Here is a 26,477-nt window from a genome sequence, read left to right as displayed (position 1 = left end):
GTCACATTGATGTTGAATGTGCCAAAGGCTTCGCGAGCAGGCTCGCTCCCACAGGTTTTGTGGTTGCCTGCGAGCCGTGGGTTACGGCATCAGCACCGCACGGCGCGCATCACCGAGGATGTCGACGCCGTTGAGCACGAACTTCTGGGTGCGCACGTCGATGTCGATTACTGGGATGCCGTTTTCCAGGCGGTTGTAGGTGCGGCAGGACAGCTCCAGTGTGGTGATGGCTTTGCTACCCATTTTCAGAGCATCTTCCGCCAAGGATTTCAGCTTGCCGCCGACGGTGTGGTAGGTGAACCAGGTATTGCCGTCCTGATCCTGACCGGCTTCGCGCACGTTCAGCAGGATGTCGTCGCCGAGTTTCACACCCAAGGCGAGCATGACCTCAGGACCTACGCCTTGGAGCTTGAGCGTGGCGTTCAGCGCCTTGGCGCTTTTGGCCATTTCTTCAACGATGAAACGTCCGCCCGTCATGCTTTCCATGTCGAAATCAATTTTCGGCGGGGTGAATTCCTCAACGGTCGCCGACAATGGCAGGCCTTGCAGGGTGGCCGCGATGGCCTGTCTTACGCGGTTGGTAAACATTAGAGAACGTCCTCCAGGAACTGCTCGATGATTTCATCGCGGGCGTTGAGTTGATAAACCATGTGTTCGTTCGGCGCGTAGCGGCCGTAGTCGATGACCACGTACCAGGTACCGTTCTTGTACTTCTCGACGCTGTTCAGTTCCGGGTGCAGATAGACGCTGCCGCCAGGAATGGTTTCGTCGGCGACGAGGGTTTGCAGCCAGTCGTTGATGCGCTTGACCTCTTGATCCATGAAGGATTTGGTGAGGTTCTTGGCCATGGCTTTCTGGCCGGCCTTGACCAGCTTGCGGCTGATCGCATCTTCGAGGCCGACGTAGCTGATGAACTTGCCGGTGATCGAGCGGTTACCCAGCAACGAGAAGCCGCCGAGCACGGTGCGGGCGTAGTAGCTGACGCCGTAGCGGTTGAGCAGATCGCCTTCGGTGGAGGTGTCGAGAATGTTGTATTCAACGACCCGCGACACGTCCTCGGCGTAGGTCACCTGGTTGCCCGGGCTCTCCCACTGCTTGACCTTGGCCAGCGCGGCAATCGCCAGACTGGACGGCGACAGGAAGACGTTTTTCTTCGCCGCTTTCGAGTACACAGCGGGCATGTTGTGCACCACCAGGCAACGGTCGAAACCGAGGTCGGCACCACCAAGTTCCTGGCTGTACAGCACTTGATCGGCGACCGAGGCGTCCTTGCCATCCAGCACCACACGGGCCTTGATGCGCTTGCCGAACGAGGCGAATTCGCCGGCCACCGCTTTGGTGCCGGTAAAGCCCGGCGCGCCGATGATGGTCAGGTCTTCTGGAACGCTGCCCAGTGCAGCCAGACCGAGCTTGCGACCGGTCAGTGGCTCAACACCGCCGATCACCGCGTTGACGGTGTCGGCTGGGGTCGCGCCTGCTTCGACGATGACCACGTAGACCGGCACCTTGACCACTTTGAGGATCTGGTAAACCGCGTGGTACAGGGTGCCCTCTTCCGCACCGGTCGGATCGAGCAGCGCGTGGGTGGTGAAGCTGTTGATGCGGAACGGCGCGTTACGCGGAATCAGCGGATCGGCGTTCGGCGCGGTGCCGACCAGACCGATGACGTTGTCACCCAGGCCACCCATGGCCTCGGGGGATTCGGTGGCATTGACGGTAATGCCGTTGTGCTCGAAGTTCAAAACCTCAGCCATGTTCAGTCAGCCTTCTTGGCAGCGGCCTGTTTGGCCTGGGTGGATTGGGTTTTCAGTTCCAGTCGACCGGCGAAGTGCAAGGCACTCGCTTCGACGTCAAGCAGATCAAGGTCTTGGCCGATGCTCGACCAGTGCCCACCGCCGGTGGGGAATGGGACGAGCACGGTGTAGGTTTGGCGGGTTGCCATTTTTCGTTTCTCCATAAACGGGAAAGCCCCTCGTGGGGAGGGGCTTGGCGGGTGTTGACTGTTGTTGAGCGGATAAGAAAACGCCCCGGGGTGCGGGGCGTTCAGTCCATGATTTGTAACGGGGAAGTTGCCCACGGAAATTCTTGCTGGATTTCATTGAATCGTTGTATGCCCGCCGTGCGAACGGTTTCCCAACCGGATTCGCCCATAACTTCCATGCGCTGGGCCTCAGCGAACAGTCGGTCGGATCCGGTAATAGGGTCGGCGTACGCACGACGCCTCAAAGCTTCAATTTCCTCAGCGGAATATTCGACGGGTTGTAATTCGGGGAGCGCATGCTTGGTAATGGCGCCGTCATCAGCCAATTTCCATACGCCATCAAGTTCCTGAGTGATGCGCATCCACAGGCTTTCATCAACCTCGACGGCATCCTGCGGAATATCACTTACGCCGCGAATTAAGCGGGACTCAAGATTGCCTTGGGAGTCAAATGTCACGTACTTCATATTTCCACCATTAATGCCCAATCGAGAGCCAATAGAAATTGGTCGCAGTTTGCAGGGGAGATCCTGAAATGCCTGAACTTACCCCGACAGCCGTAAATCCATTTTTGCCAGGCGTCGAAGTCAACTCAGCAACATCCGCTGCACCCGAAACATTGGATGCTGAGGTTTGTACGCAGAGACACGCATTTGGGTAGCTCAGTGAAAATGGGACCGTCGTTGAGGCAGCAGGAATTGACGCGTAACCCCATTGGATAATGAGACCGCCTAGCCAAGATGGAAAAACTACATAGCCATTGGCAGCCTTGAGAATCTGAAAGCCCAAGCGCAATTTTTTCGGCGTGACGATAGTCGCGTCATCAGTACCTGAGTCAGTAAGGACCTGGGTGGCAACTTTCGCCGTGCCTTGATTCGTCTCAGTGGCTTGCTGTGCCAGAGCGGACAATGCAGCAATGTCGATGTTTCCCTGATTGACCGGGGCGTTCCAGGCTTTGATGCACCACATGACCGCGATGTTGCGTGGGCGGTTTTCTGCGGCCGTCCGGGCTTGTCGGGCGTTATCGAAATTCACGTTGGTATAGGCATCAGCCGCAGCAACAGTAGCCTTTGCAACTCCGGACTTAGTACCACTGTACACGCCGTTAACTACCTGGCCGAGCCCAGTGGAGTCTGCGGCAGAGATCCCGCCAGTCAGCCGTTGCATAGCGTCCAGTTGGAGAGTGCCAATCTGACGCTCTTCGTCTATTCCACGCCCATGGTCCCAGCCACGCAGGAATTCGCCGCGGGAATCCGGCAGCCGGAAACTGCCTGCACCTTCATCACCCTTGTTGTAGGTAGTACCAAGGTACGCAGCCAGATCCGGATAAGTCGCAATGCTCTGCACACTGCCATCCAGCTCCAGAAAGCCGGGCGGCACGATGCCTGTCGGGAAAGCCATTACCGCACCGACCGGTACGGCCGAGCCGAGTCGCGAAACTTCCTTGACCAGTGCCGCTACGTCGATATTTCCCTGATTGACCGGGGCGTTCCAGGCTTTGATGCACCACATGACGGCGATGTTGCGAGGACGGGTCTCAGTTGCCGCTCCAGAGTTGTAGGTTCTTACACGACCAATACTCAGTTCGGCATTGTCGCCCTCGGTGCGCAGGACCCAGTCCGCCGCCGTATCCTTCAATACAACCGTCGGATTTTCTCCATTGGGATCGACGGCCTGCCCTCCCCCTGATCCAGTCGGGAGGGAATGGAAGTGAGCCTTGAGGCTGTCCGCTTGATAGCTTCCAGATGCACGGTTTGCATCTACCCCACGCCCATGATCCCAACCCCGCAAGAATTCCCCGCGAGCTTCAGGCAACCGGAAATTCCCAACCCCCTCATCCCCCTTATTAAACTTGCCACCCAGATAAGCGCTCAAGTCCGGGTAAGTCGCGCTGCTCTTGACGCTGTTATCCAGCTCCAGAAAACCCGGCGGTGGCGAGTCAACCGGGAACGCGACAATCGACCCCACCGGCAACGCCGACGCCTTTGCAATCAGCGCTTCAACTTCAGCCTTGGTATACGAATCCTTGATGCCAAATCCGGCCAGCGTTTCAGGATTCGCACCCGCCGTCGCCCGGCCATATTCATCAATCGTCAGACTCTTGTAAGTCCCGGCAGCAATCCCGGTTCGCCCGGCGAGCATCTTGAACGTCAGCGCAGTCGTGCCGAGGGTGATCGGCGCATTGGTGGTCAGGTGCCACAACGAATCTCCGTTCGCCGCACCCTCCTCGACCATGACCGTCAGGCCCGGCGTGACCTTGGCGTTGCTGTTGGCATCGGTCGCCCGCACCCAGTCACCATTGGCGACGATCCACAGGCCGTTGTCCTTGGCCAATGTTTGACTCGGCAATAGCACACGGTCACCAGCGACCACGGCGACGCCGTCAATCTGCTGCGCGCCGTTCAACACGACATTGCCAGTCGCGGCGACACGCACCGATTGTTTGCCATCGAGTTTGCCGAGTTCTTCGGCCAGATAACTCATGACCCAGGCGCGGGTGGCTTTGACCACGGTGTCGTCGATCAGCAGCGTCACCAAGGACGCATTACTGGTCTCGAAAATCGAGCGAATGTAGAACTCTTTGCCCGAACCCGAGGTGGCCAGAACCGGTTTGAACGACTCCGGGTATTTGACGATGGCGTAGAGAATCCCGGTGTCGGTCCACAGCCCTACCTCGCGCACATACCAGCCGCCAACATCTGGCGGAATGGTCACTTCGGCGAGCAGCCAGCTCGGATTTTTCTCGTCCTGGAACAGCGCATTGAGCGGACTACGCCAGACTTCGCGTTTCAGGGCGGTGGCGGTGGCCGCCGGGTTGTAGACCGCGCCGCCGCCATCGCCGACGGAAATCTGCGTCAATTTGATCGGCGTGCCCGCGGCTTTGCACGCCGTTTCGTAGGCAATCCCTGCGTTGGTGAGCAGGGTGTAATAGTCAGCCATTCAGGCCCCCTGAGGATAAATTGTGGATGTTTCGACGGTGTACAGCGCCGCCGCCATGAACGCTTTGCCCGAGGTTTCGAGCCCTTCGATGACGATCGGATAAACCGTGGTCAGCTCACCGCAGAACGTCGCGGCGCCGATGACGTGATTGCCGAACGCGCTAAGGCCCACCGAGACCGTCAGCACATCCCGTTCGCTTTTCGCATCGGCCAGGCGTCGGTCAAGACGGGCATCGATTTCTTCGCTGTAGGGTTGTTCGCTGAAAGCGCGCACGGAGAAGCTGTAAGGCGTGCCGGGCGGTGTCTGTTCGTACCAAGCGCGGATTTCCGGGCGCAGTTGCAAACCCTTGGCAGCATTTTCCAGCGCCTTGCGAGTGCCGGCCTGACGCGCAGTCGGCCAGGCCAATTCGACGGTCAGGCGTTTCTCTGCTTCCGGCGCAGCGCTGCTCCACTCGGCAACACCACGATCCGCCGCCAGATACGGAAGAAACGCGGCGGGCGTTTCGCTAGGGTTCATCAACTCCGGGAACGGTGGCGCGATGCGATCCAGCAAAGCACCGAAGCCCAGATCCAAGCCGCGTTCGAGGGCCGAGCTGTTGGCGGGCAACAGTGTCGGGCGCTGAGTTTTTTCACTCATAGCGTCAGCACCTCGACTTCAACCGCCGTGCAATATGGCGCTTGAAACGCCGTGGTCACGATCGGCGCCAGCGGTTCGATAATCTGCAGTTGCACGGCGCCGGCGCTGTGCAGCGTGAAGTCGATCCAGCTCGGATCGACCCGGCCTTCGAGGCGATGACAGCTGTCGGCGTAGGCCTGCAATTGCTGCTGCGCCGCGACTTTGGTCAGACCCGAATCAGGGCCGGAATTGATCTTGGCGACGACGCGAATTTTGTAGCGCTGAATATCGGCGGATTTGACGGTGACGAGGTCGGTTTCCGGGCGCACATCGGGCCGTGCGAAATGCTGCCGCACACCGTCGAGCAAGGGTTCGGACGCTGCACCGTCGCCCTCTCGCGCCAGCACCGTGACCTGCACTTCCCCGGGCGCGGTGCGGCGGCCATTGCCATCCTTGACCTGCGCGGCGAGGCCGTCCGGGTTGAAGGTGTAGGTGACATTCACCACTCCAGCATCGGTGGATTCGACGTTCACTGTTGGCCGCTCGCCGAGGGTGAACACTTCGCGGCGGTACTGCATTCGCGAACCCGCCGCCGGTGCATGGGGCGCCAGGTAATAGCGCAACCGGGCGTCGTCGTCGCTTTCATAAATCGCCGGCACCGGTGGGAATGCCGCCGGGTCGCCGGCATCCAGCAACTGCCGTTCGAGACCCATGTCTGCCAGCCGCGCATCGAGGTTGCTGCCGGTCGCCCACCACGCCAGCATCTGCTTGATGCGTGCGTTGTATTTGCGTTCATGGGTTTGCAGCCGGACGCAAAAGGCTTCGAGCGCCAGGGTCAGCAACTCACTTTCGTTGTCCAGACTGGTCTTGAGTTTCGCCGCACTGTCCGGCGAGCGAGCCGCGACGTATTCGACGACGAACGCTTTGAACTCGGCGAGCAAATCCTCAAAGGCGTCGACGGTGATCAGGGCGGGTTCGGCCAATTGGTTCTGGCCGGGAATCAACATGCTCATGTCACGACCTCGAAGGTTTGTTGACGGTTTTTCCAGGTGCCGGCAAACCGCAGCAACAGACCGGCGCCCTGACGGCTGGCGACGATCACTTGCGGTTGAAAATCGCTGATGCCGTTTTGTGCGTTGTAGAACGCTTGCGCGGCGTGGCTTTGGGCGAGAAGCAAAACGTCGTCACCGAGGTTTTGCCCCAGCAGCGAGGGGATCAGCGATCCGTACAAGGGCCGTTTTTGCCGGGTGCCCAGCGGCGTGGTCAGGGCCCGGGTCGCGCGCTGCACAAACTGCAGCCAGTCGTCGACCGTGGCCCCGCTGTCTCTATCGATTCCGATCATGGAAAACTCTTGAATCAGGGGCTGATGACACGGCCCTGGTGATCGACCAACGGGCCGCTGAAGTGCACGCCAGAGGCGTCGATGGTCAGGCCGACGGCGCCCAGTTGCAGGTTGATCGCTTGTGCAGTCATGGCCAGTTGCGCCGGGCCGATACTCAATTCCAGCGCTTGGCGAGAACCGCTGAAAGCAGCCGGGGCGTTCTGCCAATGCAAGGTGTGCGTGGCGTCGTCGTAGCCGCTTTCGCTGCCGTCCTGATGCACACGACGGGTCAGCGTCGGCACGGTCGCGGCCGGTGGAAAACGATCACTGTTGAGGCCGAATAAAGCCACGCTCTGCGCGCCGCTTTCGCCGCTGCCGTAGTTGAACAGCAAGCACTGCTCGCCCACGCTCGGTATTCGCGACTCGCTCTGCGCCCCGGCACTCGGGTTGAAGAACTTGATGGCCGGCGTCAGCAAGCCACCGTGGCTGACCTGACAAGTGTTGCTCGCCGCGTCGACGCTCTGGCAAATGCCGATGCGGCAGAAGCTCTCGGCGCGGCGGTTAAGGTCTTCGATCTCCGCTTCCATTTCCGCGAGGCGTTCGATGATCGGCCCCAGTTGCATGCGCAGTAATGCGTCGAACATCGGTCAGCCCTCCAGCGCGGTGTATTGATCCGGGTCGTCGATGTCGCTGACTTCCCAGGTGCGGGCGAATTTCGGTGTGCCGAGCGGGTCGTCAAGCAAGGTCGGGCCGAGGTAGAGGGTCTGCTCGAACGTCAGGGTCCAGGCCTTGTATTGCTCGCCAAGCAGTGACGGCAGGCCATCGATGTTCGTTGGCAGATCACACTGATCGCCGGGCAGTTCCCAGCGGTTGTCAGTGATGAGATTTTTCAGCACGGCGATCAGATCGCAGGCGGCAAATGCAGTCGCGGCAAGCGCCGGAATGACTTGCAGCGACAGCGTCATGACATGCGCGATACGCCCATCAGCGGCGCGCAGTCCTGATGCATTTCTGTCGAAGTCGATCAACACCCAGGCCTGATCGCCCGGTGCAGTGAAATCGTCGTGATGGCCGGCAATGATGTTGAGCCCGGCGGTGTTGCGCAGCGTCGTCGCGATGGCGGTGAACAGTTGCGACGGCTGCTGAATCGGTGTGGGCATACATGACCTCCTTTTCAATCGTCCACGCGCAGCCCTGCCGCCCAAAGGGCGGCACGAATAACATTCAAGATTAAGGCTGGTCGCGGGGTGGAACTTCGCAGACGCCGATGCGTTTGGCAGCCCAGCGTTCGTAGAGACCGATGGCCACATCGGCCCCGGCCATTGCAGTGAGGCAGCCGAACGCTCCCGCGGCCCAGATCGACATGCCGGCGGCATACAGCAGCATGATCGCCGACACGCCGCAGATCATGCAGGCGCCGGAGCGCAAGGCCAGACGCCGTACTAATGACCAGCCACGGGCGCCCTCCTTGTCGGCACGCCACATTTCGCCGGACACCCCGCCCACTACGGCAAGGAGGATGACCAGCCAGATCGGCATGTCGGCCAACGCTTGTTGCTCGGTTGTCATGTCACACCTCCTGGTGTGATGAATGATTGGTGTGTGTTGGGTTCAAGCGGTTTCTCTTGAGGTAGGCATTCCAAAAAGCCCGGTGATGCACGGGGCTTTTCAGTAATGCGCACTCGCTTTTTATTAAAACGGAGCCACCGGCCAGTTGATCGTGTAGGGGTAGTCAGCTTGGGTTTTCACGTCACTGACAGCGATGTGGTACTGCTGATAGGCCAGCCATGCGGCTTGCTCTGCAGGCGTGGCGACGCCAAGATTCACTTTGAAATTCACGGGGTTGATAGTCAGCCAACCCGTCGCAAATCCCAACTTTGTCCGCACCTGCACTGCGACCAAGTTCACGTAGTCTTCATGCGTCAGCTCAGAGAAGACCCAACCGTTCTCTGAGTTTTCAGCTTTCCAGCCCACTTGAACGACCGTATCAATGGCGACCTGATTCCAGAAGGACTGCATATCCGGTGGAGGATTCATGGGTTGTTCTTCAGCATCCTGGATGTCAGCGACCCGGGAAAATGGAGAAGTAGTGCTGTAGTTAATAAGAACATATCGATTCATAAATTCACCTTTTGGAGAGGGACAGAGATTGAGCTGCTTCAACCTGCTCCGCCTTTCACCGCGCTGTATCAGTGAGTAAACAGCTCTAACCGCGGGCAGGCATTTCAAGAAAGCCCGGCAACGAGCACCGGGCCCTTCAGTTTTATGGTTGACAGCGCGAAGGCCGCAAACCAGTGCTTAAGGAACTTCTGGCCAAGTGACCGTCAGCGGATAGCCTGGTTGTTTGTTGACGTTGCTCATGTCGATGAAGAACTGCTTGTAAGCCAGTAGTGCAGCTTCATCGGCAGGCGTGGCGAGGCCGAGTTCGACCTTGTATGCAAGGGCACTGGAGGCCAATGTGCTGTTGGCGCGTTCGAGTCGAGGCGTTCGAGCACTGCGCAGTTGGTTGGACAACTGGGACGGCTGACCCCACATGTCGCTGTCGGTGAAAGTCCAGACGCCGTCGGTATTCACGGCGTTCCAGGAGTAATCAATCTTGGGCAATGCGGTGACATCTACCCAGACTTGATTGGATGGAAACTCTTCGGTGATCGGATTATCGGTTTCGAAAATGTTGTCGACCTTGCCATCAACAACGCGAGCGTACTTCTTCATGGTCATATCCTTATTCAGTACCGGCATCCCGGCATTTCGGTTACTGCCCTGGCAGGCATTCCAAAAAGCCCGGTGATGCACCGGGCTTTTCAGTAATGCGCTCCTTCGCCTTCCTTCCAATCCTGTGTTCAAGAAGGAAGCTGACTCTTCGGCGCTACTGGCGCGGTACGAGTCCGTTCAAATTGTTTTTCCGACCGCGGTCCCTGCCCGCCGGATAACTGCTTCTGGTGCTTTACGCTGCGCACCCGGGTCAGTTGCCAACCCTCTGAACCGTTGAGGCCGGTTCATCGCTGCCTGTTCTTGTGGAACTAAAGAGCTTTCTTGCCAGCCGCTTTGTCGAGCGGCTTGGTGGCAAGAATATGCATGGATGCATATACAGTCAATGCATAAATGCATTTATTTATGCGCGAAAAATGCGTGAGCGCATGAAAGGCCCGTCTGCAAAGGCTTTGAGGATTTTCTTCAGGCGAAAAAAAACCCGCCGAGAGGGCGGGTTTTATGTGAGGGCTATCAGATCAGCGGGCGTACATGCCCCACCAGAAGACGTGACCGAGGATGACGATCTGCTCTTCCTGGATTTCCTGGAAGCTGTAGTCCTCGTCCGGATGTTCGTCGCGGTTGAAGCTGCGCAGGCGGATACCGGTGGGCAGACGATAGAGTTGTTTCACGCGCAGCTGGCCGTTGTGATTGATCGCGTACAGGTCGCCATCAATGATGTCGCCGATGCCGCACTTGCCCGCGTTGACACCGACGGTGGCGCCATCACGCAGCACCGGCAACATGCTGTTGCCACGCACGGTCACGCATTTGGCCTGGTCGAACTGCACACCATTGTGACGCAGACTGCGCTTGCCGAAGCGCAGGCTAGAGCGTTCGCTCTCTTCAATGACGAATCTTCCTGATCCAGCAGCCAATTCAACCTCGCGAAGGAACGGCACTGATACTTCGTCATCATCGACAGGCGTATCGTCGTCCCACAGCATTATGTCCTTGAGTTCCGCGTGTACGTCATCACGCGCCGCGCCTGTCGCCGGAGCCACATTCGCGCGCCCGCGCAACTGATCGGTACTGACATTGAAGTACTCGGCGATCTTCGAAATATGTTTATCCGAGGGATCGACGATCTTCCCGCTGAGAATCCGCGAGAGAGTGGATTGAGGCACGCCGGTGCGACGGTGGAGCTCCGTGGGGGAGATCCCGTGCTGGTCGAGCAGTGCTCTTAAGACGGAGGCAACGTTGCGTTTTTGCATAACGCGCATAGTGCTTGAAGTTATTCGCGAAGACAAATGCTGTTTTGCATAAATTATGCATAGATCACGATTTAACCCGCCGGGCAGCCGCATTGGCTCGCTTGAGCCGATCGCTTCGGGCCTTTTTGTCGTAATCGTCTTTGGCGCCCATGATGCCCCCGGCGGCGTGTACCCAATCGGTAGCGGTGCAGCCAGAGATCAAAACGGTCGAGGTCAGGATTGAGGCAAAGAGTAGTGCGTTTTTCATTGTCGAATTTCCAGAGATCACGATAGACACGTTGGTTCACAGCCGAACTGGCGCTTACTCATCCATGAGCCTTTGCAGTTTGGCCTCGGCCCGCTCAAGCCTGGCTTCCTGCTTCTGGATGACTTTCACATCACCGTACTGACGCGCCGCTTTCAGATGGTTTTGGCGGCGCCGAACTTCGGCTTCAGCCTTCTGAATGGCCCTTTCATGCTCATCTTCAAGTGAGGGCTCGCGACAGTAACGCTCGACATTGGCCAGCGCCTGTTCCAGACCGGCCTTGCGATAGATGTTATCCGCCGCATCGGCGCGTTCTATTTGTCGGATAAGTTCCCCGCGGCGCTCGGCGCAACTTTGTCGCGAGTCTGCAAAGGAACGATCAACGATTAACCCGGCGCCGACCGCCAGAGTCAGGCTCCACAACAGACTAAACTTCATGAGACATAACCAAGATAAGTTTTCTCGCCCGAAGGCCCACAAAAACAACTGACGCGATTCCAGGCATCTCGACAATTCAAGGTTTTCTGTAGACTGAATAATGCGGCTGAGACCATTTCGCGGCAGCGAGCCTTGCACATCGGAAAATGTTCAACCATCCACGCCATCGGTACATATACATGGTCAAAACACAGTAGCACTGGCGTGCGACCCGATAACGTAGACAAACTTACATCCTTTTCCTTGCCACCAATTGCAGCGGCAACAAATACGGTGCCGTCCCTCTTAATGGCAATGGAACGTTTCCAGGCCGGAGCCTGAACCCCATGCGAACTGCGCACGCAAAACCAGAGCATTGGTAAACCCCTTGATACTCTAAACGTCATCATATTCTTCAAGACAATAAACAGCCTTGCTACGCAGACTCTTCGCAGCAGCGGTTGCCTTGACTCGAATCACATTAACAACGCAGAGCTCCTGAGGCCTTACAGACATCTTACTTAGTCTTACTTAGTCGCCCCGAGCCTTGCACCTGCGGGGTTTCGCTAGCGAGGGACGTGGCAAACGCCATTGATCAGGTTATTGATGTTGTAGTAATACTCGGTATCGGAGAAGTAATTGAAGGTCACCATACCGCCCTGAAATCCCCGCTCCATAAATGGCAGTTCATCTCCGGCGGTGTCTGAATCAAACTTCACAATGGATCGCGTCTTGAACAGGAATCTGGAAGTGTCCAGATGAGTGAGGGAAATGTCGAACTTGCGATCGTAGGTAAAGACTTTGCCCTCGGGAGTTTTCACTACGTAATACACATAAAGGGCGCCTTCTTTCGGATCGATCGTCATATCACCAACGCCATGCCAGCGAACTTTGTGGTCAGGGGTATGGACGAAATCGATGGAAGCGAAACACGGCGCACGCGGAATATCGCGATTGATCAGATAGAAATACCGGACAACCAATACACCGAAGATCAATATCGTCGAGACAGCCAACAGCGGAATTATTTTTTTCCAACGAGCTGGTAATTCACGCATATGGCCTCCCCTTTGCTTTCAGGCTTGACGCACTTGATCAATAACTGGGAGAGCGGCTTTCGCACATAGTAGTTAGTATCCGATAACTCAATGGGCGGCTCGAACTCGCTGAGTGCCTTCACAATTTCGTCCTTGGATATTCTTTCACTTTCTTCCACGAACAACTTCGCCTCGCCTTCCTGCCAGACGAGTTTCCACTCCTCCAGGTCGGCGGGTTTCTTGAAGATCAACCAAGCGTAAAACAGTGGAAGAATCGTCGCGGCTACAACCAGGGCAGGCAACAGCAAGCGCCTGTGGCGGCGCGACGGTTTCGTCTGCGCGATGAGCGCTTGCTCGCCAGGACTGACGACCGCTGGCACGGCCTCAATCTGCGTCAGCTCTGTGCTGACCAATCGGATCTCACACAACAGCACCACACCCCGACGCGGCAGGGTCTTGAGGCTGTCCCGAGGCAAACCGACATCGGCGAAATGCGTGCGAAGCATGTGCAGGGTCTTGTAGTAACTGCTGTCGGAGATCACCAGCCCGCGCTCGCCCCAAACCCGCGAGATCAGTTGCTCCTTATCAGTCACGCCGGCGATCAATGCCAGCAACAGATCACTTTCATTGCTGCCCAGACAGGCTGATCGCCCTGCCCGGCTGAGGGTCATTTTTTCCGCATCGTAATGGCAATCGCTCGATGTCGATCCTGAGCCGATGCCTTCTGACTGTTCCAAGCTGCGTCCTCAACTGACCTGCAATCCACGAATTCCGATCATTCGATAGCTTTTCGGCACTATAGGACACAATGCCAACCCGAGCGGCGGCGCGTTGCTGCATCCACCTCAAAAAAACTTCATACTCAGCCCCACTGAAACAACCCACGGGCGGCATCGCTGGCAAGTACTCGCCATTTTGAAGATGCGAACGTCCCCGTTTTTGCCTCGTCACTCATTCCGGTAAAGCTAAACCCCTGATGAATAAAGCTATTTCAGACCTGTCCTCCCACACTCCGATGATGCAGCAGTACTGGCGCCTAAAGAATCAGCACCCGGATCAGCTGATGTTCTACCGCATGGGCGACTTCTACGAGATCTTCTACGAAGACGCGAAGAAGGCTGCCAAGTTGCTGGACATCACCCTGACCGCGCGCGGGCAGTCGGCGGGGCAGGCGATTCCGATGTGTGGGATTCCTTATCACGCAGCGGAAGGCTACCTGGCGAAACTGGTCAAGCTCGGCGAGTCGGTGGTGATCTGCGAGCAGGTCGGCGACCCGGCGACCAGCAAAGGCCCGGTCGAACGTCAGGTGGTGCGCATTCTCACGCCGGGCACGGTGAGTGACGAGGCGCTGCTCGATGAGCGCCGCGACAACCTGATTGCCGCACTGTTGGGTGACGAGCGCCTGTTTGGTCTGGCCGTGCTGGACATCACCAGCGGCAGCTTCAGCGTCTCTGAAATCAAGGGTTGGGAAAATCTGCTGGCGGAACTGGAGCGGATCAACCCGGTCGAGTTGCTGATCCCGGACGACTGGCCAAGAGACCTGCCTGCGGAAAAACGCCGTGGCGTCAGCCGTCGTGCGCCGTGGGATTTCGAGCGCGACTCGGCACTGAAAAGCCTTTGCCAGCAATTTTCCACCCAAGACCTCAAGGGCTTTGGCTGCGAGAACCTGACCCTTGCCATCGGCGCTGCGGGTTGTCTGCTGGCCTACGCCAAAGAAACCCAGCGCACCGCCCTGCCGCACTTGCGCAGCCTGCGCCACGAACGTCTCGATGACACCGTGGTGCTCGATGGCGCCAGCCGTCGTAACCTCGAACTCGATACCAACCTGGCCGGTGGCCGCGATAACACCCTGCAATCGGTGGTTGATCGTTGCCAGACCGCCATGGGCAGCCGTTTGCTGACCCGTTGGCTGAACCGCCCTCTGCGCGATCTAACCGTACTGCTCGCGCGCCAGACCTCGATCACTTGCCTGCTCGACCGCTACCGCTTCGAAAAGCTGCAGCCGCAGCTCAAGGAAATCGGCGACATCGAGCGGATTCTCGCGCGGATCGGCCTGCGCAATGCGCGTCCTCGCGACCTCGCACGACTGCGGGACGCTCTCGGTGCCCTGCCCGAACTGCAAGTGGCAATGACCGATCTGGAAGCACCGCACCTGCAAGGTCTGGCGACGATCACCAGCACCTACCCGGAACTGGCGGCGCTGCTGGAAAAAGCCATTATCGACAACCCGCCTGCGGTGATCCGTGACGGCGGCGTTTTGAAAACCGGCTACGACAGCGAACTCGATGAGCTGCAATCGCTGAGCGAGAACGCCGGCCAGTTCCTCATCGATCTGGAAGCCCGCGAAAAAGCCCGAACCGGTCTGAGCCATCTGAAAGTCGGCTACAACCGTATTCACGGCTACTTCATCGAGTTGCCCAGCAAGCAGGCAGAATCGGCACCCGCGGATTACATCCGTCGCCAGACCCTCAAGGGCGCCGAGCGATTCATCACGCCGGAGCTGAAAGAGTTCGAAGACAAGGCGCTGTCGGCCAAGAGCCGTGCCCTCGCTCGCGAAAAAATGCTTTACGAAGCGCTACTGGAAGATCTGATCAGCCAGCTCCCACCGCTGCAGGACACCGCTGGCGCCTTGGCTGAACTGGACGTATTGAGCAACCTCGCCGAGCGAGCGCTGAATCTTGATCTGAACTGCCCGCGTTTCGTCAGCGAGCCATGCATGCGTATCACCCAGGGTCGTCACCCGGTGGTCGAGCAAGTGCTGACCACGCCGTTCGTGGCCAACGACCTGAGCCTGGATGACAACACGCGCATGCTGGTGATCACCGGCCCGAACATGGGCGGTAAATCCACCTACATGCGCCAGACCGCGTTGATCGTGCTGTTGGCGCACATCGGCAGCTTTGTGCCGGCGGCCAGTTGCGAACTGTCGCTGGTGGATCGCATCTTCACTCGCATCGGTTCCAGCGATGACCTGGCCGGTGGTCGTTCGACCTTCATGGTCGAAATGAGCGAAACCGCCAACATCCTGCACAACGCCACCGAGCGCAGCCTGGTGCTGATGGACGAAGTCGGTCGCGGCACCAGCACCTTCGACGGCCTGTCGCTGGCGTGGGCAGCGGCCGAGCGTCTGGCGCAACTGCGCGCCTATACTTTGTTCGCCACGCACTATTTCGAGCTGACGGTGCTGCCGGAAGCCGAGCCGCTGGTGGCCAACGTGCACCTCAACGCGACCGAGCACAACGAGCGCATCGTGTTCCTGCACCACGTGCTACCGGGGCCTGCGAGCCAGAGCTACGGCCTGGCGGTGGCGCAATTGGCCGGTGTGCCAAGTGAAGTGATCGTGCGCGCCCGCGAGCATTTGAGCCGACTGGAAGACACCGCTCTTCCCCATGAAGCGCCTAAACCCGCCGCCAAGGGCAAACCGGCGACACCGCAGCAAAGCGACATGTTCGCCAGCCTGCCGCATCCAGTGCTTGATGAGCTGGCCAAAGTGGATCTTGACGACATGACCCCGCGTCGAGCGCTCGAAATGCTCTATGCACTGAAGAACCGGATATAAGCACTGAAGAAGCGGATATAACGCAAACCGCTTCAAGCTGTTAGAATCTCGCGCGGTTTGGGATGCTGCTGGCTAATAGCCTGGCCAGCAGGTATCGCTCCCGAACCTGGCGACCCCAACCGTGAAGGGGCAACGCTGCCGCCGCCTGAGGAGAAAATTAGAAATGACCTTCGTCGTCACCGACAACTGCATCAAGTGCAAGTACACCGACTGCGTAGAAGTGTGTCCGGTGGACTGCTTTTACGAAGGCCCGAACTTCCTGGTGATTCACCCGGATGAGTGCATCGATTGCGCCCTGTGCGAACCAGAATGCCCGGCCGTGGCCATTTTCTCCGAAGACGAAGTCCCGGAAGAGATGCAGGAATTCATTCAACTCAACGTTGAGCTGGCTGAAATCTGGCCGAACATCACCGAGAAGAAAGAATCGCTGCCGGATGCCGAAGAGTGGGATGGCGTCAAAGGCAAGATCAAAGACCTCGAACGCTGATCTGTCGCGCGCTCGAATAAAAGGCCCCTTGCGGGCCTTTTTGCTTTTCCGCGTTTTACTTTTCTGCAGGCAAAAAAAGGGGCGGTATGACCCGCCCACATTTTTTCCCTATTCCCTGTATTCCCTTTTCATCGTCCTGATGAATCGCTTCCTGCGATGTCCGTTCCCCTCTTCCTTGAAGGGCGTGTCTGTCCGTCGACACAGCCCCGATACTAGAGAGTTCCGTGAAGAGATCAATCGCTCCTCCCCGGTGAAACTGTCTGTCATAAGCACTTAATAATAAAAAATAAACTTATCTTTCAATCGGTTACGAATGCCCATCGAAAGCAATCGGCGTCTGCCGCCGTGCAGAGATAACGAACACTTACGAAACAGTAAGCAATGGCTTACAGCGAGAGACTACATCGGACTCGATCAGACCAATGGCTTCCCCAAGACAACAAAAAGCCCCGAACCAGTCGGGGCTTTTTGCGGGCAGTCGTGTGAGGCGCTTACTGGAACAGCGACTCGCTCGACAGGCCATTCTTCTCAAGAATTTCACGAAGGCGTTTGAGACCTTCTACCTGAATCTGCCGCACTCGCTCGCGCGTCAGGCCTATCTCCAGGCCTACATCTTCCAGCGTGCTGCTCTCGTGGCCGCGCAGGCCGAAGCGGCGTACCACCACCTCGCGCTGCTTGTCAGTCAACTCAGACAGCCATTGATCGATGCTCTGTGACAGGTCGTCATCCTGCAGCAGTTCGCATGGATCGGTAGGACGATCATCAGTGAGGGTGTCCAGCAGGGTTTTATCCGAATCCGGACCCAGCGAGACGTCGACCGAAGAAACCCGTTCGTTAAGGCCCAGCATGCGCTTGACCTCGCCCACCGGTTTTTCCAGCAGGTTGGCGATTTCTTCGGGTGAAGGTTCGTGGTCGAGCTTTTGCGTCAGCTCCCGTGCAGCCCGCAGGTACACGTTGAGTTCCTTGACCACATGAATCGGCAGCCGGATGGTCCGGGTCTGATTCATGATCGCGCGCTCGATGGTTTGACGAATCCACCAGGTGGCGTAGGTCGAGAAGCGGAAGCCGCGTTCAGGATCGAACTTTTCCACCGCACGAATCAGACCGAGGTTGCCCTCTTCGATCAGATCCAGCAGCGACAGGCCCCGATTGACGTAGCGTCGGGCGATTTTCACCACCAGTCGCAGGTTACTTTCAATCATGCGCTTGCGCCCGGCCGGATCGCCACTTTGCGACAGTCGCGCAAAATGAACTTCTTCCTCCGGAGAGAGCAGTGGGGAAAAGCCGATTTCGTTGAGATACAACTGCGTGGCATCGAGTGCCCGCGTGTAGTCGATGTACTTATGTTGTTTAAGTGAAGCGGAGTGTTTGGATTTGGAACGAACGGAAGGTGGAGCAGCCCCTTCATCATTCGACATCGAAGAATCCGAATCGATGCCGGTCTCCATAAGGAGAACCTCATCGTCGATGTCAAACTCCGGCACTTCTTTACTGAGAGCCATTGTTATAGTCCTTTGGTGAGTTCGACCCCAAGCTCAAGCGACGCCTTTATCCTTGGCAGCGCTGGAGCCTGTCCCCTCTACGCGACGGAACAGGCTGGCTTACAAATCAACGTCTTGGCAGGAACTGCAGCGGATCTACAGGTTTACCTTGGCGGCGAATCTCAAAATGCAGTTTCACCCGGTCTGTACCCGTTGACCCCATTTCGGCAATTGTCTGTCCGACCTTGACCTGCTGTCCCTCCCGAACCAACAGCCTGCGGTTATGTCCGTAAGCACTGACGTAGGTTTCGCTGTGTTTGATGATGACTAATTCGCCGTAGCCCCTTAAGCCACTCCCGGCGTAAACCACCGTCCCATCAGACGCAGCTAAAACAGGCTGTCCCAAATCTCCGGCGATATCAATTCCTTTATTCAAACTACCGTTTGAAGAGAATTTTCCAATCAGAATGCCATTAGATGGCCATCCCCAGCCGGTCGGGGCTGGACCTGCGGGAGGCAGTGGAGCAGGCGCTGACTTGTTGGCGACGGACGGTGCAGCCCCCGTGGAACCGGTGGTTGTGGTGGTCGTCGTGCCATTTGCCTGGCGCCGGATTACCGTGGTTTTGCTCGACGAAGAAGGCGAGGAAGTGCTGTTGCTCACCACCGCCGTCGGCGTTGAACCGGTGCGGCCGTCAAAGCGAATTGTCTGACCCGGATGGATCGTATACGGCGTAGGAATATTGTTCCGGGCAGCGAGGGCTTTGTAGTCCCAGCCGTAGCGAAATGCGATCGAAAACATCGTATCGCCCGGACGGACTACATACTGCCCGGTCGTTACGGTAGGACGTTGTGCAACCGCGTTGTTGCGATCAACTACGCGCACGTTGTTCGATTTGGTGCTGGAGCAACCCACCAGCAAGGTGCTCAAGACAAGGCCAGTCACCAGGCGCTGAAAGCTCGTGTTACCCATACGCTGCGCAATGACTGTGAGACTCACCCGCCGCTCCCTTTGTGGTGGCTGAAAAATGTGGAATGCCGGATTTCGGCATGACGTGTCGCAAGTATAACGGGCCGGATCGGCTTTACCCTTAATGAAGCGAAATCGCTTCGCGCACACGTTTGCAAGCTGACAATCTGCGCGTTTAAACCATCGCTGCCGAAGTAAGACCTGAGCGAGCGAAAGGAATTCAGCGCCTGTAAACAAATGCTCAGGCCAGTGGCCCATTGAGCAAAGGCACGAAGCGAACGGCACCTAAAACATGCCGCGAGAAACCGTTTTCTTCTCGGACGATCAGCAGCAGTTGCTGCACTTCACCCGAGCCGACCGGAATCACCATGCGCCCACCGGGCGCCAGTTGATCGAGCAACGCTTGAGGCACATCGGTGGCCACCGCCGTGACGATGATGCCGTTGTACGGCGCCAGCGCCGGCCAGCCTTCCCAACCATCGCCCCAGCGAAACACCACGTTGCGCAGGTTCAGTTCGACCAGACGTTCCTTGGCCCGGTCCTGCAGCACCTTGATGCGCTCGACCGAGAACACGCGCTCGACGAGTTGCGATAACACCGCGGTCTGGTAACCGGAACCAGTGCCGATCTCCAGCACTTTATCCAGGGGCCCCGCCTCCAGCAGCAGCTCGCTCATGCGCGCCACCATATAAGGCTGGGAAATGGTCTGGTTGTTGCCGATCGGCAGCGCCGTGTCTTCGTAAGCGCGATGCGCCAGCGCTTCGTCGACGAACAGGTGGCGCGGCGTGCGGCGGATGACTTCCAGCACCTTGGCGTTGCACACGCCTTCTTCATACAAGCGCTGGATCAGCCGCTCGCGGGTACGCTGGGAAGTCATGCCGATCCCGCTGCGCAGTCTGTCTTCGTGTTCGCGAGCCATCAGCGCAATCCCTCCAGCCAGCCATCGAGACTTCTGAACGCATCGTTGAAGGTGCGATCAAGCTGCAACGGCGTGATGGAGACGTAACCCTGCATCACCGCATGAAAGTCAGTGCCCGGGCCGCCATCTTCAGCGTCGCCGGCAGCGGCAATCCAGTAGCCGGCCTTGCCCCGCGGATCGACCACTTTCATCGGCGCCGCCGCCCGGGCACGGTGGCCAAGGCGAGTCAGTTGAATACCGCGAATATGGTCGATCGGCAGATTGGGAATGTTCACGTTGAGCACCGTGCGCGGCGGCAGATCGAGCCCGGCATGGGCTTCAACCAGTTTGCGTGCAAAGTAAGCCGCTGTCGGCAAATTATCCACCTGCCGCGAGACGAGTGAGAAGGCAAACGACGGACGCTCGAGGAAACGCCCTTCAAGCGCTGCCGCGACGGTGCCGGAATACAACACGTCATCCCCCAGATTGGCACCGAGATTGATCCCGGAAACCACCATGTCCGCCTCGCGCTCCAGCAAGCCGTTGAGGCCCAAATGCACACAGTCGGTGGGTGTGCCATTGAGACTGATAAAGCCGTTGGCCAGGTATTGCGGGTGCAGCGGACGGTCGAGCGTCAGCGAACTGCTGGCGCCGCTCTTGTCCTGCTCCGGGGCGATAACCACGCACTCGGTGTAATCCGCCAGCGCAGCATAAAGCGCGGCGAGACCGGGTGCGGTTACCCCATCGTCGTTAGAAATCAGAATACGCATGGGCTGTCCGTCTGCCCCACCGGCACCAGATCAACGAGTTCGCGCACCAATACGGTGGCGAAGCATCCGGCCGGGAGGACGAATTCCAGTTGCAGAATGTCAGGCTGGGGATAATGCCACGTCAACCCGCCAATGGGCAGCCGCAGGATGCGACGTTCGTGGCTCATGCCGGCGTGAATCAACCAATCGCGCAGCTCCGCTTCACCGGCGGCAATCCCCTGCTCCAGTTCATGGACAGCGCCTGCGGTCGGCGAGTCACCTTCGCCCCACTGCGGGCCGGTCGGGTGCAGGTCGAGAATCGCCAGGCGCGGGTCGCTGCATTCAGCCTCACCGGCCGGGAAAAAACTGCGACTGTCGGTGAACGCAAGCAGATCGCCGACTCGGGCTTGCTGCCAGGTGCCATCCGCGACACGCGCTGCCAACACCTTGTTGAACAGAAAGCTGCGCGCGGTCGACAGCAAGCGCGAACGCACATTGCGCTGTTCCGGCAACGCCTTGCGTGCGGCCCACGAACGCGCATCGACAACGTTTCCGCCATCATGACCGAAACGCTGAGCGCCGAAATAATTGGGAATACCTTGTTTAGCGATCAGTTGCAGACGTTGTTCAAGCGCGTCTTTGTCGCCATCGAACTGAGTCAAGCGCAGGGTGAAACCGTTGGCCGAATGCGCACCGCGTTGCAGCTTGCGTTTGTGGCGCGTGGTCTTGAGGATCTTCAGCGTGTCATTTTCCGCCGCCGACAGATCCGGATCAGCCTTGCCCGGCAATTGCACGCTGAACCACTGACGGGTCAGCGCCTGCCGATCCTTGAGACCGGCATAGCTGACCGTACGCAGTGGCACGCCGGCAGCCTTGGCGATACGCCGCGCGGCTTCTTCAGTGTTCAGGCCACGCTTTTCGACCCAGATCCACAGATGTTCGCCATCGCCGCTGAACGGGATATCGAGCACTTCATCGACCTGAAAATCTTCCGCGATGGCTTTCAGTACCGCGGTGCCGAGGGGTTCGCCATAGGCGCGCGGGCCGAGCAATTGCAGTTCGTTCATGCGCGCAGCAACAACGCAACGGCGTGCACGGCGATGCCTTCTTCGCGACCGACAAAGCCGAGTTTTTCGGTGGTGGTAGCTTTCACGTTCACTTGATCCAACTCAACTTGAAGATCCGCGGCGATCAGCGCGCGCATCGATTCGATATGCGGGGCCATTTTCGGCGCTTGGGCAACGATGGTGTTATCGACGTTGCCGACTTTCCAGCCTTTGGCGTGGATCAGCGCGACCACATGCCGCAGCAGCGCACGGCTGTCGGCGCCCTTGAATTGTGGGTCGGTGTCCGGGAAGTGTTTGCCGATATCACCCAGCGCCGCAGCACCGAGCAAGGCATCGCTCAAGGCGTGCAGCAGGACGTCACCGTCGGAATGAGCGAGCAGCCCGAAGCTGTGTGCAATGCGCACGCCGCCCAGAGTAATGAAATCGCCTTCAGCGAAACGATGCACATCATAGCCGTGGCCAATACGCATAAAAAAAACGCCCCGATTTTTGTCAGGGCGTGATTCTACCCGCATTAGCCCTTGAGGGCGCGTGCATGATGTTGCAAGTGGTCGTCAATGAAGCTCGCGATGAAGAAATAGCTGTGGTCGTAGCCCGGTTGCAGACGCAACGTCAGCGGATGGCCCGCTTGTTTTGCCGCTTGTTGCAGGGCTTCGGGTTTGAGTTGGGTGGCGAGGAAATCGTCGCGGTCACCTTGATCGACCAGCAGCGGCAGTTTTTCATCCGCTTCGGCGATCAGCGCGCAGGCATCCCACTCCTTCCATTTCGAACGGTCTTCGCCCAGATAGCGGGAGAACGCCTTTTGGCCCCACGGGCAATCCATCGGATTGTTGATCGGCGAAAACGCCGACACCGATTGGTAACGCCCCGGATTGCGCAATGCGCAGACCAACGCACCGTGGCCGCCCATGGAGTGGCCGCTGATGCTGCGTTTGTCCGAGGCGGGGAAATGCGCTTCAACCAGTGAAGGCAATTCCTGCACGACGTAGTCATGCATCCGATAGTGCCGCGACCACGGTTCCTGCGTGGCATTCAGATAGAACCCGGCACCAAGGCCGAAATCCCACGCGCCATCCGGATCGCCCGGCACATCGGGGCCGCGCGGACTGGTGTCCGGCGCAACGATGATCAAACCCAGTTCGGCCGCCATGCGCATCGCGCCGGCCTTCTGCATGAAGTTCTCATCGGTGCAGGTCAGGCCGGACAGCCAGTACAGCACCGGCAGTTTGCCGCCCTGCTCCGCTTGCGGCGGCAGGTACACGGCGAACACCATGTCGCAACCAAGCACGTCTGAGCGATGGCGATAACGCTTGTGCCACCCGCCAAAACTTTTCTGACAGGAGATGTTTTCCAGACTCATGGGGATTCTCCCAGCTGCAAGTGGCAAGCTTCGAGCTACAAGAAAAGGCAAAAGCGCCTTTGCTTGCAGCTTGAAGCTTGTAACTTGGGGCTGCTTTTAGAAATGAATGACGGTACGGATGCTCTTGCCTTCGTGCATCAGGTCGAACGCTTTGTTGATGTCTTCCAGGCCCATGGTATGGGTGATGAAAGTATCCAGCGGGATTTCACCGCTCTGAGCCATGTCGACGTAGCTCGGCAACTCGGTACGGCCACGAACACCGCCGAACGCCGAACCGCGCCAGACGCGACCGGTCACCAACTGGAACGGACGGGTAGCGATTTCCTGGCCAGCACCGGCAACACCGATGATCACCGATTCACCCCAACCTTTGTGGCAGCACTCAAGGGCTGCGCGCATCAGTTGCACATTGCCGATGCATTCGAAGGAGAAGTCAACGCCGCCATCGGTCATGTCGACGATCACTTCCTGAATCGGACGATCGAAATCTTTCGGGTTCACGCAATCAGTTGCACCAAGTTGCTTGGCGATCTCGAATTTCGCCGGGTTGATGTCGATGGCGATGATGCGCGCAGCCTTGGCTTTAACCGCGCCGATCACCGCAGACAGACCGATGCCGCCCAGACCGAAGATGGCCACGGTGTCACCGGGTTTTACCTTGGCGGTGTTGAGCACTGCGCCGATACCGGTGGTGACACCGCAACCGAGCAGGCAAACCTTTTCCAGCGGCGCGTCTTTGGAAATTTTGGCCACGGAAATTTCCGGCAGCACCGTGTATTCCGAGAATGTCGACGTGCCCATGTAGTGGAAAATCGTTTCGCCCTTGTAGGAAAAGCGCGAAGTGCCGTCTGGCATCAGGCCTTTGCCCTGAGTCGCGCGTATCGCCTGACACAGGTTGGTCTTGCCCGACTTACAGAATTTGCACTGGCCGCATTCCGGGGTGTACAGCGGAATGACGTGATCGCCCACGGCAACCGAGGTTACGCCCTCGCCAATCGCTTCAACGATGGCGCCACCTTCGTGACCGAGGATCGACGGGAAGATACCTTCCGGGTCTGCACCGGACAGGGTGTAGGCGTCGGTGTGGCAGACACCGGAAGCGACCACGCGCAGCAGGACTTCACCGGCCTTGGGCATGGCGACATCGACTTCTACGATTTCCAGCGGTTTCTTCGCCTCGAAGGCAACGGCGGCGCGCGACTTGATCATGCTGACTCTCCAGTGAATCCATTAATAAAAAAGCAGACAAGGAGTGTAATACATGGCGTTACGATGAATAATCCGAGCGAAAGCAAAACATTATTGCCCTACAGGGATAATCCTGATGTCCGAAAACCGCTGGGAAGGCATCGACGAGTTCGTCGCCGTTGCCGAATGCAGCCAGTTCACCGCCGCTGCTGAACGCCTTGGGGTTTCTTCCTCACACGTCAGTCGACAAATCGTACGGCTGGAAGAGCGCTTGCAGACGCGCCTGCTGTATCGCAGTACCCGTCGGGTGACGCTGACCGAGGCCGGTCAGACTTTTTTGCAGCATTGCCAACGCCTCCAGGACGGTCGCGAGGAAGCACTGCGCGCGGTTGGCGACCTGACCAGCGAACCGAAAGGCATGCTGCGCATGACCTGCGCTGTCGCCTACGGCGAACGCTTTATCGTGCCGCTTGTGACACGGTTTATGGGGCTGTATCCGCAGCTGCGCATCGATATCGAGCTGAGCAATCGCCAATTGGATCTGGTGCATGAAGGGCTGGATCTGGCGATTCGCCTGGGTCGCTTGCAGGACTCGCGGTTGGTCGCCGCACGGCTGGCGCCGCGGCGCATGTTTTTGTGCGCATCACCTTCCTACGTTGAGCGGTACGGTCGCCCACACAGTTTGTCGGAACTGAGCCGGCACAATTGCCTGATCGGCAGCTCGGACATCTGGCAGCTTGAGCAGAATGGGCGGGAATTTTCCCAGCGAGTGCAGGGAAACTGGCGTTGTAACAGCGGGCAAGCGGTGCTCGATGCGGCGCTGCAAGGGGTGGGGTTGTGTCAGTTGCCGGACTATTATGTGCTGGAGCATTTGCACAGCGGCGCGCTGATTTCGTTGCTGGAAGCGCATCAACCACCGAATACGGCGGTCTGGGCGCTGTACCCGCAGCAGCGGCATCTGTCGCCGAAGGTGCGCAAGTTGGTGGATTTTCTGAAGGAAGGATTGGCTGAGCGGCCGGAGTATCGGACTTGAGTTCTGCGTCGACTGCGAATCCGCTATCGCTAGCACAGCTAGCCCCCCGGGGATTTTCAGTGGACATTCGATCCGTGTTCACAGCAGATCAAAGGTGGGAGCGAGCCTGCTCGCGAAGGCAATCTGAACAGCGCCCCCAGCAATCAGCGGCGGTTAGCCCAACGCTGACGCAACCACTCCAGATCTTCCGGCCGGGTCACCTTGAGGTTATCCGCGCGACCTTCGATTAGTCGCGGCTTCAGCCCCGCCCACTCCATCGCCGATGCCTCATCGGTAATCACAGCATCCGCCACCAGACTGTCCGCCAACGCCCGATGCAACGCACCGAGGCGAAACATCTGCGGTGTATACGCCTGCCAGATCACACTTCGATCGACGGTTTCGACCACCCGACCGTGCTTGTCGACGCGTTTCAACGTGTCGCGTGCAGGCACTGCGAGCAGCCCGCCGACCGGGTCATCCGCCAGTTCATCAAGCAATTTGTCGAGATCTTCGCGACTCAGATTCGGCCGTGCCGCATCGTGCACCAGCACCCAATCTTCGTCATCGGCACCCTGCGCATGCAGGTGCAGCAAGGCATTGAGCACCGAGCCGGAACGCTCGGCCCCACCTTCAACCCGCTGAATACGCGAGTCGCCCGCGCACGCCAGGTTCGGCCAATAAGGATCATCAACAGCAAGACTGACCACCAGCCCTTTTAGGCTCGGGTGATCGAGGAAACAGCCGAGGCTGTGTTCGAGAATTGTGCGCCCGCCCAGTTGCAAATATTGCTTGGGACGGTCCGCGGCCATTCGGGCACCGACGCCCGCGGCAGGAATCACGGCCCAGAAGGCCGGAAGGGAATTGATCATTGGGCCAACTGGTAAAGGGTTTCGCCGTCCTTGACCATGCCCAGCTCGTGACGAGCCCGCTCTTCAACGGTCTCCATGCCTTTCTTCAACTCGCTGACTTCAGCGTCCATCACTCGGTTGCGCTCCAGCAAACCCTCGTTCTCGGCATGTTGATCAGCAATCTGCTGATTCAGCTCGGCGACCTGCGCCAGACTGCCATTGCCCACCCACAGGCGGTACTGCAGACCGGCCAGCAGCAAGAGCAAAACGAGAAACAACCAGTAAGGACTGCGCATCGAATATCAGGTATCCAGTGAAAAAAGACAGCCACGCGAAAA

General features: G+C 58.3%; 31 protein-coding genes. 3 read left to right on the top strand and 28 right to left on the bottom strand.

Annotated elements, in window-relative coordinates; translation table 11 throughout:
- Nucleotides 1-81 precede the first annotated feature (81 nt).
- The 18 genes from ACQ4OE_RS07735 to ACQ4OE_RS07650 form a co-directional block, all read right to left on the bottom strand.
- Nucleotides 82-588, bottom strand: coding sequence for a phage major tail tube protein (locus tag ACQ4OE_RS07735; protein ID WP_122591411.1), 507 nt, complete (start codon nucleotides 586-588; stop codon nucleotides 82-84).
- Nucleotides 588-1,754, bottom strand: coding sequence for a phage tail protein (locus tag ACQ4OE_RS07730; RefSeq protein WP_430946268.1), 1,167 nt, complete (start codon nucleotides 1,752-1,754; stop codon nucleotides 588-590). The genes ACQ4OE_RS07735 and ACQ4OE_RS07730 overlap by 1 nt, the downstream gene beginning before the upstream one ends.
- Before the next feature lie 2 nt (nucleotides 1,755-1,756).
- Nucleotides 1,757-1,942 (bottom strand): hypothetical protein, encoded by a 186-nt coding sequence (locus ACQ4OE_RS07725; protein ID WP_430946267.1) that lies wholly within the window; start codon nucleotides 1,940-1,942, stop codon nucleotides 1,757-1,759.
- A gap of 101 nt (nucleotides 1,943-2,043) precedes the next feature.
- On the bottom strand, nucleotides 2,044-2,448 hold the full coding sequence (locus tag ACQ4OE_RS07720) for a hypothetical protein (protein ID WP_430946266.1): 405 nt from the start codon (nucleotides 2,446-2,448) through the stop codon (nucleotides 2,044-2,046).
- A gap of 10 nt (nucleotides 2,449-2,458) precedes the next feature.
- Entirely contained in the window at nucleotides 2,459-4,921 is a 2,463-nt protein-coding gene (locus tag ACQ4OE_RS07715) for a phage tail protein (RefSeq protein ID WP_430946265.1), read from the bottom strand.
- A complete protein-coding gene (locus tag ACQ4OE_RS07710; RefSeq protein WP_430946264.1) occupies nucleotides 4,922-5,557 on the bottom strand; it encodes a phage tail protein I in 636 nt (211 codons plus the stop codon). It abuts the gene before it with no gap.
- Nucleotides 5,554-6,549 carry a baseplate J/gp47 family protein gene (locus ACQ4OE_RS07705; RefSeq protein WP_430946263.1) on the bottom strand — a complete coding sequence of 332 codons (996 nt, stop codon included), beginning with the start codon at nucleotides 6,547-6,549 and terminating at the stop codon, nucleotides 5,554-5,556. Before ACQ4OE_RS07705 ends, ACQ4OE_RS07710 begins: the two co-directional genes overlap by 4 nt.
- The gene (locus ACQ4OE_RS07700) at nucleotides 6,546-6,878 is read right to left on the bottom strand and encodes a phage baseplate protein (protein WP_007908814.1); all 333 of its coding nucleotides are present in this window, start codon (nucleotides 6,876-6,878) and stop codon (nucleotides 6,546-6,548) included. Before ACQ4OE_RS07700 ends, ACQ4OE_RS07705 begins: the two co-directional genes overlap by 4 nt.
- 14 nt (nucleotides 6,879-6,892) lie before the next feature.
- Nucleotides 6,893-7,501: a phage baseplate assembly protein V gene (locus tag ACQ4OE_RS07695; RefSeq protein WP_430946262.1), complete on the bottom strand. Its 609-nt coding sequence runs from the start codon at nucleotides 7,499-7,501 to the stop codon at nucleotides 6,893-6,895.
- Between the two features lie 3 nt (nucleotides 7,502-7,504).
- Entirely contained in the window at nucleotides 7,505-8,017 is a 513-nt protein-coding gene (locus ACQ4OE_RS07690) for a hypothetical protein (RefSeq protein WP_122591398.1), read from the bottom strand.
- A gap of 70 nt (nucleotides 8,018-8,087) precedes the next feature.
- Entirely contained in the window at nucleotides 8,088-8,426 is a 339-nt protein-coding gene (locus ACQ4OE_RS07685; RefSeq protein ID WP_122591396.1) for a phage holin family protein, read from the bottom strand.
- A gap of 123 nt (nucleotides 8,427-8,549) precedes the next feature.
- Nucleotides 8,550-9,020, bottom strand: coding sequence for a tail fiber assembly protein (locus ACQ4OE_RS07680; RefSeq protein ID WP_430946261.1), 471 nt, complete (start codon nucleotides 9,018-9,020; stop codon nucleotides 8,550-8,552).
- Nucleotides 9,021-9,155: 135 nt separating this feature from the next.
- Entirely contained in the window at nucleotides 9,156-9,572 is a 417-nt protein-coding gene (locus ACQ4OE_RS07675; protein ID WP_430946260.1) for a tail fiber assembly protein, read from the bottom strand.
- Nucleotides 9,573-10,087: 515 nt separating this feature from the next.
- On the bottom strand, nucleotides 10,088-10,831 hold the full coding sequence (locus ACQ4OE_RS07670; protein ID WP_430946259.1) for a LexA family transcriptional regulator: 744 nt from the start codon (nucleotides 10,829-10,831) through the stop codon (nucleotides 10,088-10,090).
- A 55-nt stretch (nucleotides 10,832-10,886) separates the two neighbouring features.
- Nucleotides 10,887-11,069 (bottom strand): hypothetical protein, encoded by a 183-nt coding sequence (locus ACQ4OE_RS07665; RefSeq protein ID WP_122591393.1) that lies wholly within the window; start codon nucleotides 11,067-11,069, stop codon nucleotides 10,887-10,889.
- Nucleotides 11,070-11,123: 54 nt separating this feature from the next.
- Nucleotides 11,124-11,489, bottom strand: coding sequence for a DUF1090 family protein (locus ACQ4OE_RS07660; RefSeq protein ID WP_430946258.1), 366 nt, complete (start codon nucleotides 11,487-11,489; stop codon nucleotides 11,124-11,126).
- Between the two features lie 560 nt (nucleotides 11,490-12,049).
- Complete coding sequence (locus ACQ4OE_RS07655; protein ID WP_430946257.1) at nucleotides 12,050-12,541, bottom strand: hypothetical protein; 492 nt, start codon at nucleotides 12,539-12,541, stop codon at nucleotides 12,050-12,052.
- Nucleotides 12,508-13,257 carry a winged helix-turn-helix domain-containing protein gene (locus tag ACQ4OE_RS07650; RefSeq protein ID WP_430946256.1) on the bottom strand — a complete coding sequence of 250 codons (750 nt, stop codon included), beginning with the start codon at nucleotides 13,255-13,257 and terminating at the stop codon, nucleotides 12,508-12,510. Before ACQ4OE_RS07650 ends, ACQ4OE_RS07655 begins: the two co-directional genes overlap by 34 nt.
- Before the next feature lie 251 nt (nucleotides 13,258-13,508).
- Here ACQ4OE_RS07650 and mutS point away from each other — a divergent pair, with 251 nt between their 5' ends.
- Together mutS and fdxA are read left to right on the top strand one after the other, a co-directional pair.
- Complete coding sequence (gene mutS / locus ACQ4OE_RS07645; RefSeq protein ID WP_430946386.1) at nucleotides 13,509-16,079, top strand: DNA mismatch repair protein MutS; 2,571 nt, start codon at nucleotides 13,509-13,511, stop codon at nucleotides 16,077-16,079.
- Between the two features lie 163 nt (nucleotides 16,080-16,242).
- The gene (fdxA, locus tag ACQ4OE_RS07640) at nucleotides 16,243-16,566 is read left to right on the top strand and encodes a ferredoxin FdxA (RefSeq protein WP_007908827.1); all 324 of its coding nucleotides are present in this window, start codon (nucleotides 16,243-16,245) and stop codon (nucleotides 16,564-16,566) included.
- A gap of 491 nt (nucleotides 16,567-17,057) precedes the next feature.
- On the opposite strand, the gene rpoS is transcribed toward fdxA, so the two are convergent.
- From rpoS to ACQ4OE_RS07600, 8 genes are all read right to left on the bottom strand, one after another.
- Nucleotides 17,058-18,068, bottom strand: a complete 1,011-nt coding sequence (rpoS, locus tag ACQ4OE_RS07635) for an RNA polymerase sigma factor RpoS (protein ID WP_122591386.1) — start codon at nucleotides 18,066-18,068, stop codon at nucleotides 17,058-17,060.
- 106 nt (nucleotides 18,069-18,174) lie between these two features.
- The gene (locus ACQ4OE_RS07630) at nucleotides 18,175-19,044 is read right to left on the bottom strand and encodes a peptidoglycan DD-metalloendopeptidase family protein (protein ID WP_430946255.1); all 870 of its coding nucleotides are present in this window, start codon (nucleotides 19,042-19,044) and stop codon (nucleotides 18,175-18,177) included.
- Nucleotides 19,045-19,255: 211 nt separating this feature from the next.
- Entirely contained in the window at nucleotides 19,256-19,891 is a 636-nt protein-coding gene (locus tag ACQ4OE_RS07625) for a protein-L-isoaspartate(D-aspartate) O-methyltransferase (RefSeq protein ID WP_178113750.1), read from the bottom strand.
- A 41-nt stretch (nucleotides 19,892-19,932) separates the two neighbouring features.
- Nucleotides 19,933-20,682 (bottom strand): 5'/3'-nucleotidase SurE, encoded by a 750-nt coding sequence (surE, locus tag ACQ4OE_RS07620; protein WP_007908831.1) that lies wholly within the window; start codon nucleotides 20,680-20,682, stop codon nucleotides 19,933-19,935.
- The gene (gene truD, locus ACQ4OE_RS07615) at nucleotides 20,670-21,728 is read right to left on the bottom strand and encodes a tRNA pseudouridine(13) synthase TruD (RefSeq protein WP_430946254.1); all 1,059 of its coding nucleotides are present in this window, start codon (nucleotides 21,726-21,728) and stop codon (nucleotides 20,670-20,672) included. The genes surE and truD overlap by 13 nt, the downstream gene beginning before the upstream one ends.
- The gene (gene ispF, locus ACQ4OE_RS07610) at nucleotides 21,725-22,198 is read right to left on the bottom strand and encodes a 2-C-methyl-D-erythritol 2,4-cyclodiphosphate synthase (RefSeq protein WP_421139256.1); all 474 of its coding nucleotides are present in this window, start codon (nucleotides 22,196-22,198) and stop codon (nucleotides 21,725-21,727) included. The genes truD and ispF overlap by 4 nt, the downstream gene beginning before the upstream one ends.
- 44 nt (nucleotides 22,199-22,242) lie before the next feature.
- Nucleotides 22,243-23,094: an S-formylglutathione hydrolase gene (fghA, locus tag ACQ4OE_RS07605; RefSeq protein WP_430946385.1), complete on the bottom strand. Its 852-nt coding sequence runs from the start codon at nucleotides 23,092-23,094 to the stop codon at nucleotides 22,243-22,245.
- A 90-nt stretch (nucleotides 23,095-23,184) separates the two neighbouring features.
- Nucleotides 23,185-24,297, bottom strand: a complete 1,113-nt coding sequence (locus ACQ4OE_RS07600; RefSeq protein WP_007908835.1) for an S-(hydroxymethyl)glutathione dehydrogenase/class III alcohol dehydrogenase — start codon at nucleotides 24,295-24,297, stop codon at nucleotides 23,185-23,187.
- A gap of 115 nt (nucleotides 24,298-24,412) precedes the next feature.
- On the opposite strand from ACQ4OE_RS07600, the gene ACQ4OE_RS07595 reads away from it, so the two are divergent.
- A complete protein-coding gene (locus ACQ4OE_RS07595) occupies nucleotides 24,413-25,309 on the top strand; it encodes a LysR substrate-binding domain-containing protein (RefSeq protein WP_122591378.1) in 897 nt (298 codons plus the stop codon).
- Nucleotides 25,310-25,452: 143 nt separating this feature from the next.
- On the opposite strand, the gene ispD is transcribed toward ACQ4OE_RS07595, so the two are convergent.
- Together ispD and ftsB are read right to left on the bottom strand one after the other, a co-directional pair.
- Nucleotides 25,453-26,160, bottom strand: coding sequence for a 2-C-methyl-D-erythritol 4-phosphate cytidylyltransferase (ispD, locus tag ACQ4OE_RS07590; RefSeq protein WP_008081721.1), 708 nt, complete (start codon nucleotides 26,158-26,160; stop codon nucleotides 25,453-25,455).
- Nucleotides 26,157-26,435 carry a cell division protein FtsB gene (gene ftsB / locus ACQ4OE_RS07585; RefSeq protein WP_007908838.1) on the bottom strand — a complete coding sequence of 93 codons (279 nt, stop codon included), beginning with the start codon at nucleotides 26,433-26,435 and terminating at the stop codon, nucleotides 26,157-26,159. Before ftsB ends, ispD begins: the two co-directional genes overlap by 4 nt.
- Between the last annotated feature and the right edge of the window lie 42 nt (nucleotides 26,436-26,477).

It is taken from the genome of Pseudomonas sp. WC2 (assembly GCF_050586545.1).
Classification (GTDB): Bacteria; Pseudomonadota; Gammaproteobacteria; order Pseudomonadales; family Pseudomonadaceae; genus Aquipseudomonas.
Note: the sequence above shows the minus strand (reverse complement) of the source record. Positions and strands in the feature narration are given on the sequence as shown.

Excerpts from the sequence above, each read along its gene's own strand:
- ACQ4OE_RS07730 (WP_430946268.1), bottom strand. The coding sequence starts at position 1,754 with ATGGCTGAGGTTTTGAACTTCGAGCACAACGGCATTACCGTCAATGCC.
- ACQ4OE_RS07725 (WP_430946267.1), bottom strand. The coding sequence starts at position 1,942 with ATGGCAACCCGCCAAACCTACACCGTGCTCGTCCCATTCCCCACCGGC.
- ACQ4OE_RS07665 (WP_122591393.1), bottom strand. The coding sequence starts at position 11,069 with ATGAAAAACGCACTACTCTTTGCCTCAATCCTGACCTCGACCGTTTTG.
- ACQ4OE_RS07625 (WP_178113750.1), bottom strand. The coding sequence starts at position 19,891 with ATGACTTCCCAGCGTACCCGCGAGCGGCTGATCCAGCGCTTGTATGAA.
- ACQ4OE_RS07690 (WP_122591398.1), bottom strand. The coding sequence starts at position 8,017 with ATGCCCACACCGATTCAGCAGCCGTCGCAACTGTTCACCGCCATCGCG.
- ftsB (WP_007908838.1), bottom strand. The coding sequence starts at position 26,435 with ATGCGCAGTCCTTACTGGTTGTTTCTCGTTTTGCTCTTGCTGCTGGCC.
- ACQ4OE_RS07715 (WP_430946265.1), bottom strand. The coding sequence starts at position 4,921 with ATGGCTGACTATTACACCCTGCTCACCAACGCAGGGATTGCCTACGAA.
- ispD (WP_008081721.1), bottom strand. The coding sequence starts at position 26,160 with ATGATCAATTCCCTTCCGGCCTTCTGGGCCGTGATTCCTGCCGCGGGC.
- ACQ4OE_RS07595 (WP_122591378.1), top strand. The coding sequence starts at position 24,413 with ATGTCCGAAAACCGCTGGGAAGGCATCGACGAGTTCGTCGCCGTTGCC.
- ACQ4OE_RS07705 (WP_430946263.1), bottom strand. The coding sequence starts at position 6,549 with ATGAGCATGTTGATTCCCGGCCAGAACCAATTGGCCGAACCCGCCCTG.
- ispF (WP_421139256.1), bottom strand. The coding sequence starts at position 22,198 with ATGCGTATTGGCCACGGCTATGATGTGCATCGTTTCGCTGAAGGCGAT.
- ACQ4OE_RS07710 (WP_430946264.1), bottom strand. The coding sequence starts at position 5,557 with ATGAGTGAAAAAACTCAGCGCCCGACACTGTTGCCCGCCAACAGCTCG.
- ACQ4OE_RS07600 (WP_007908835.1), bottom strand. The coding sequence starts at position 24,297 with ATGATCAAGTCGCGCGCCGCCGTTGCCTTCGAGGCGAAGAAACCGCTG.
- ACQ4OE_RS07700 (WP_007908814.1), bottom strand. The coding sequence starts at position 6,878 with ATGATCGGAATCGATAGAGACAGCGGGGCCACGGTCGACGACTGGCTG.
- fdxA (WP_007908827.1), top strand. The coding sequence starts at position 16,243 with ATGACCTTCGTCGTCACCGACAACTGCATCAAGTGCAAGTACACCGAC.
- ACQ4OE_RS07685 (WP_122591396.1), bottom strand. The coding sequence starts at position 8,426 with ATGACAACCGAGCAACAAGCGTTGGCCGACATGCCGATCTGGCTGGTC.
- truD (WP_430946254.1), bottom strand. The coding sequence starts at position 21,728 with ATGAACGAACTGCAATTGCTCGGCCCGCGCGCCTATGGCGAACCCCTC.
- ACQ4OE_RS07655 (WP_430946257.1), bottom strand. The coding sequence starts at position 12,541 with ATGCGTGAATTACCAGCTCGTTGGAAAAAAATAATTCCGCTGTTGGCT.
- ACQ4OE_RS07675 (WP_430946260.1), bottom strand. The coding sequence starts at position 9,572 with ATGAAGAAGTACGCTCGCGTTGTTGATGGCAAGGTCGACAACATTTTC.
- ACQ4OE_RS07720 (WP_430946266.1), bottom strand. The coding sequence starts at position 2,448 with ATGAAGTACGTGACATTTGACTCCCAAGGCAATCTTGAGTCCCGCTTA.
- rpoS (WP_122591386.1), bottom strand. The coding sequence starts at position 18,068 with ATGGCTCTCAGTAAAGAAGTGCCGGAGTTTGACATCGACGATGAGGTT.
- ACQ4OE_RS07670 (WP_430946259.1), bottom strand. The coding sequence starts at position 10,831 with ATGCGCGTTATGCAAAAACGCAACGTTGCCTCCGTCTTAAGAGCACTG.
- ACQ4OE_RS07695 (WP_430946262.1), bottom strand. The coding sequence starts at position 7,501 with ATGTTCGACGCATTACTGCGCATGCAACTGGGGCCGATCATCGAACGC.
- surE (WP_007908831.1), bottom strand. The coding sequence starts at position 20,682 with ATGCGTATTCTGATTTCTAACGACGATGGGGTAACCGCACCCGGTCTC.
- ACQ4OE_RS07735 (WP_122591411.1), bottom strand. The coding sequence starts at position 588 with ATGTTTACCAACCGCGTAAGACAGGCCATCGCGGCCACCCTGCAAGGC.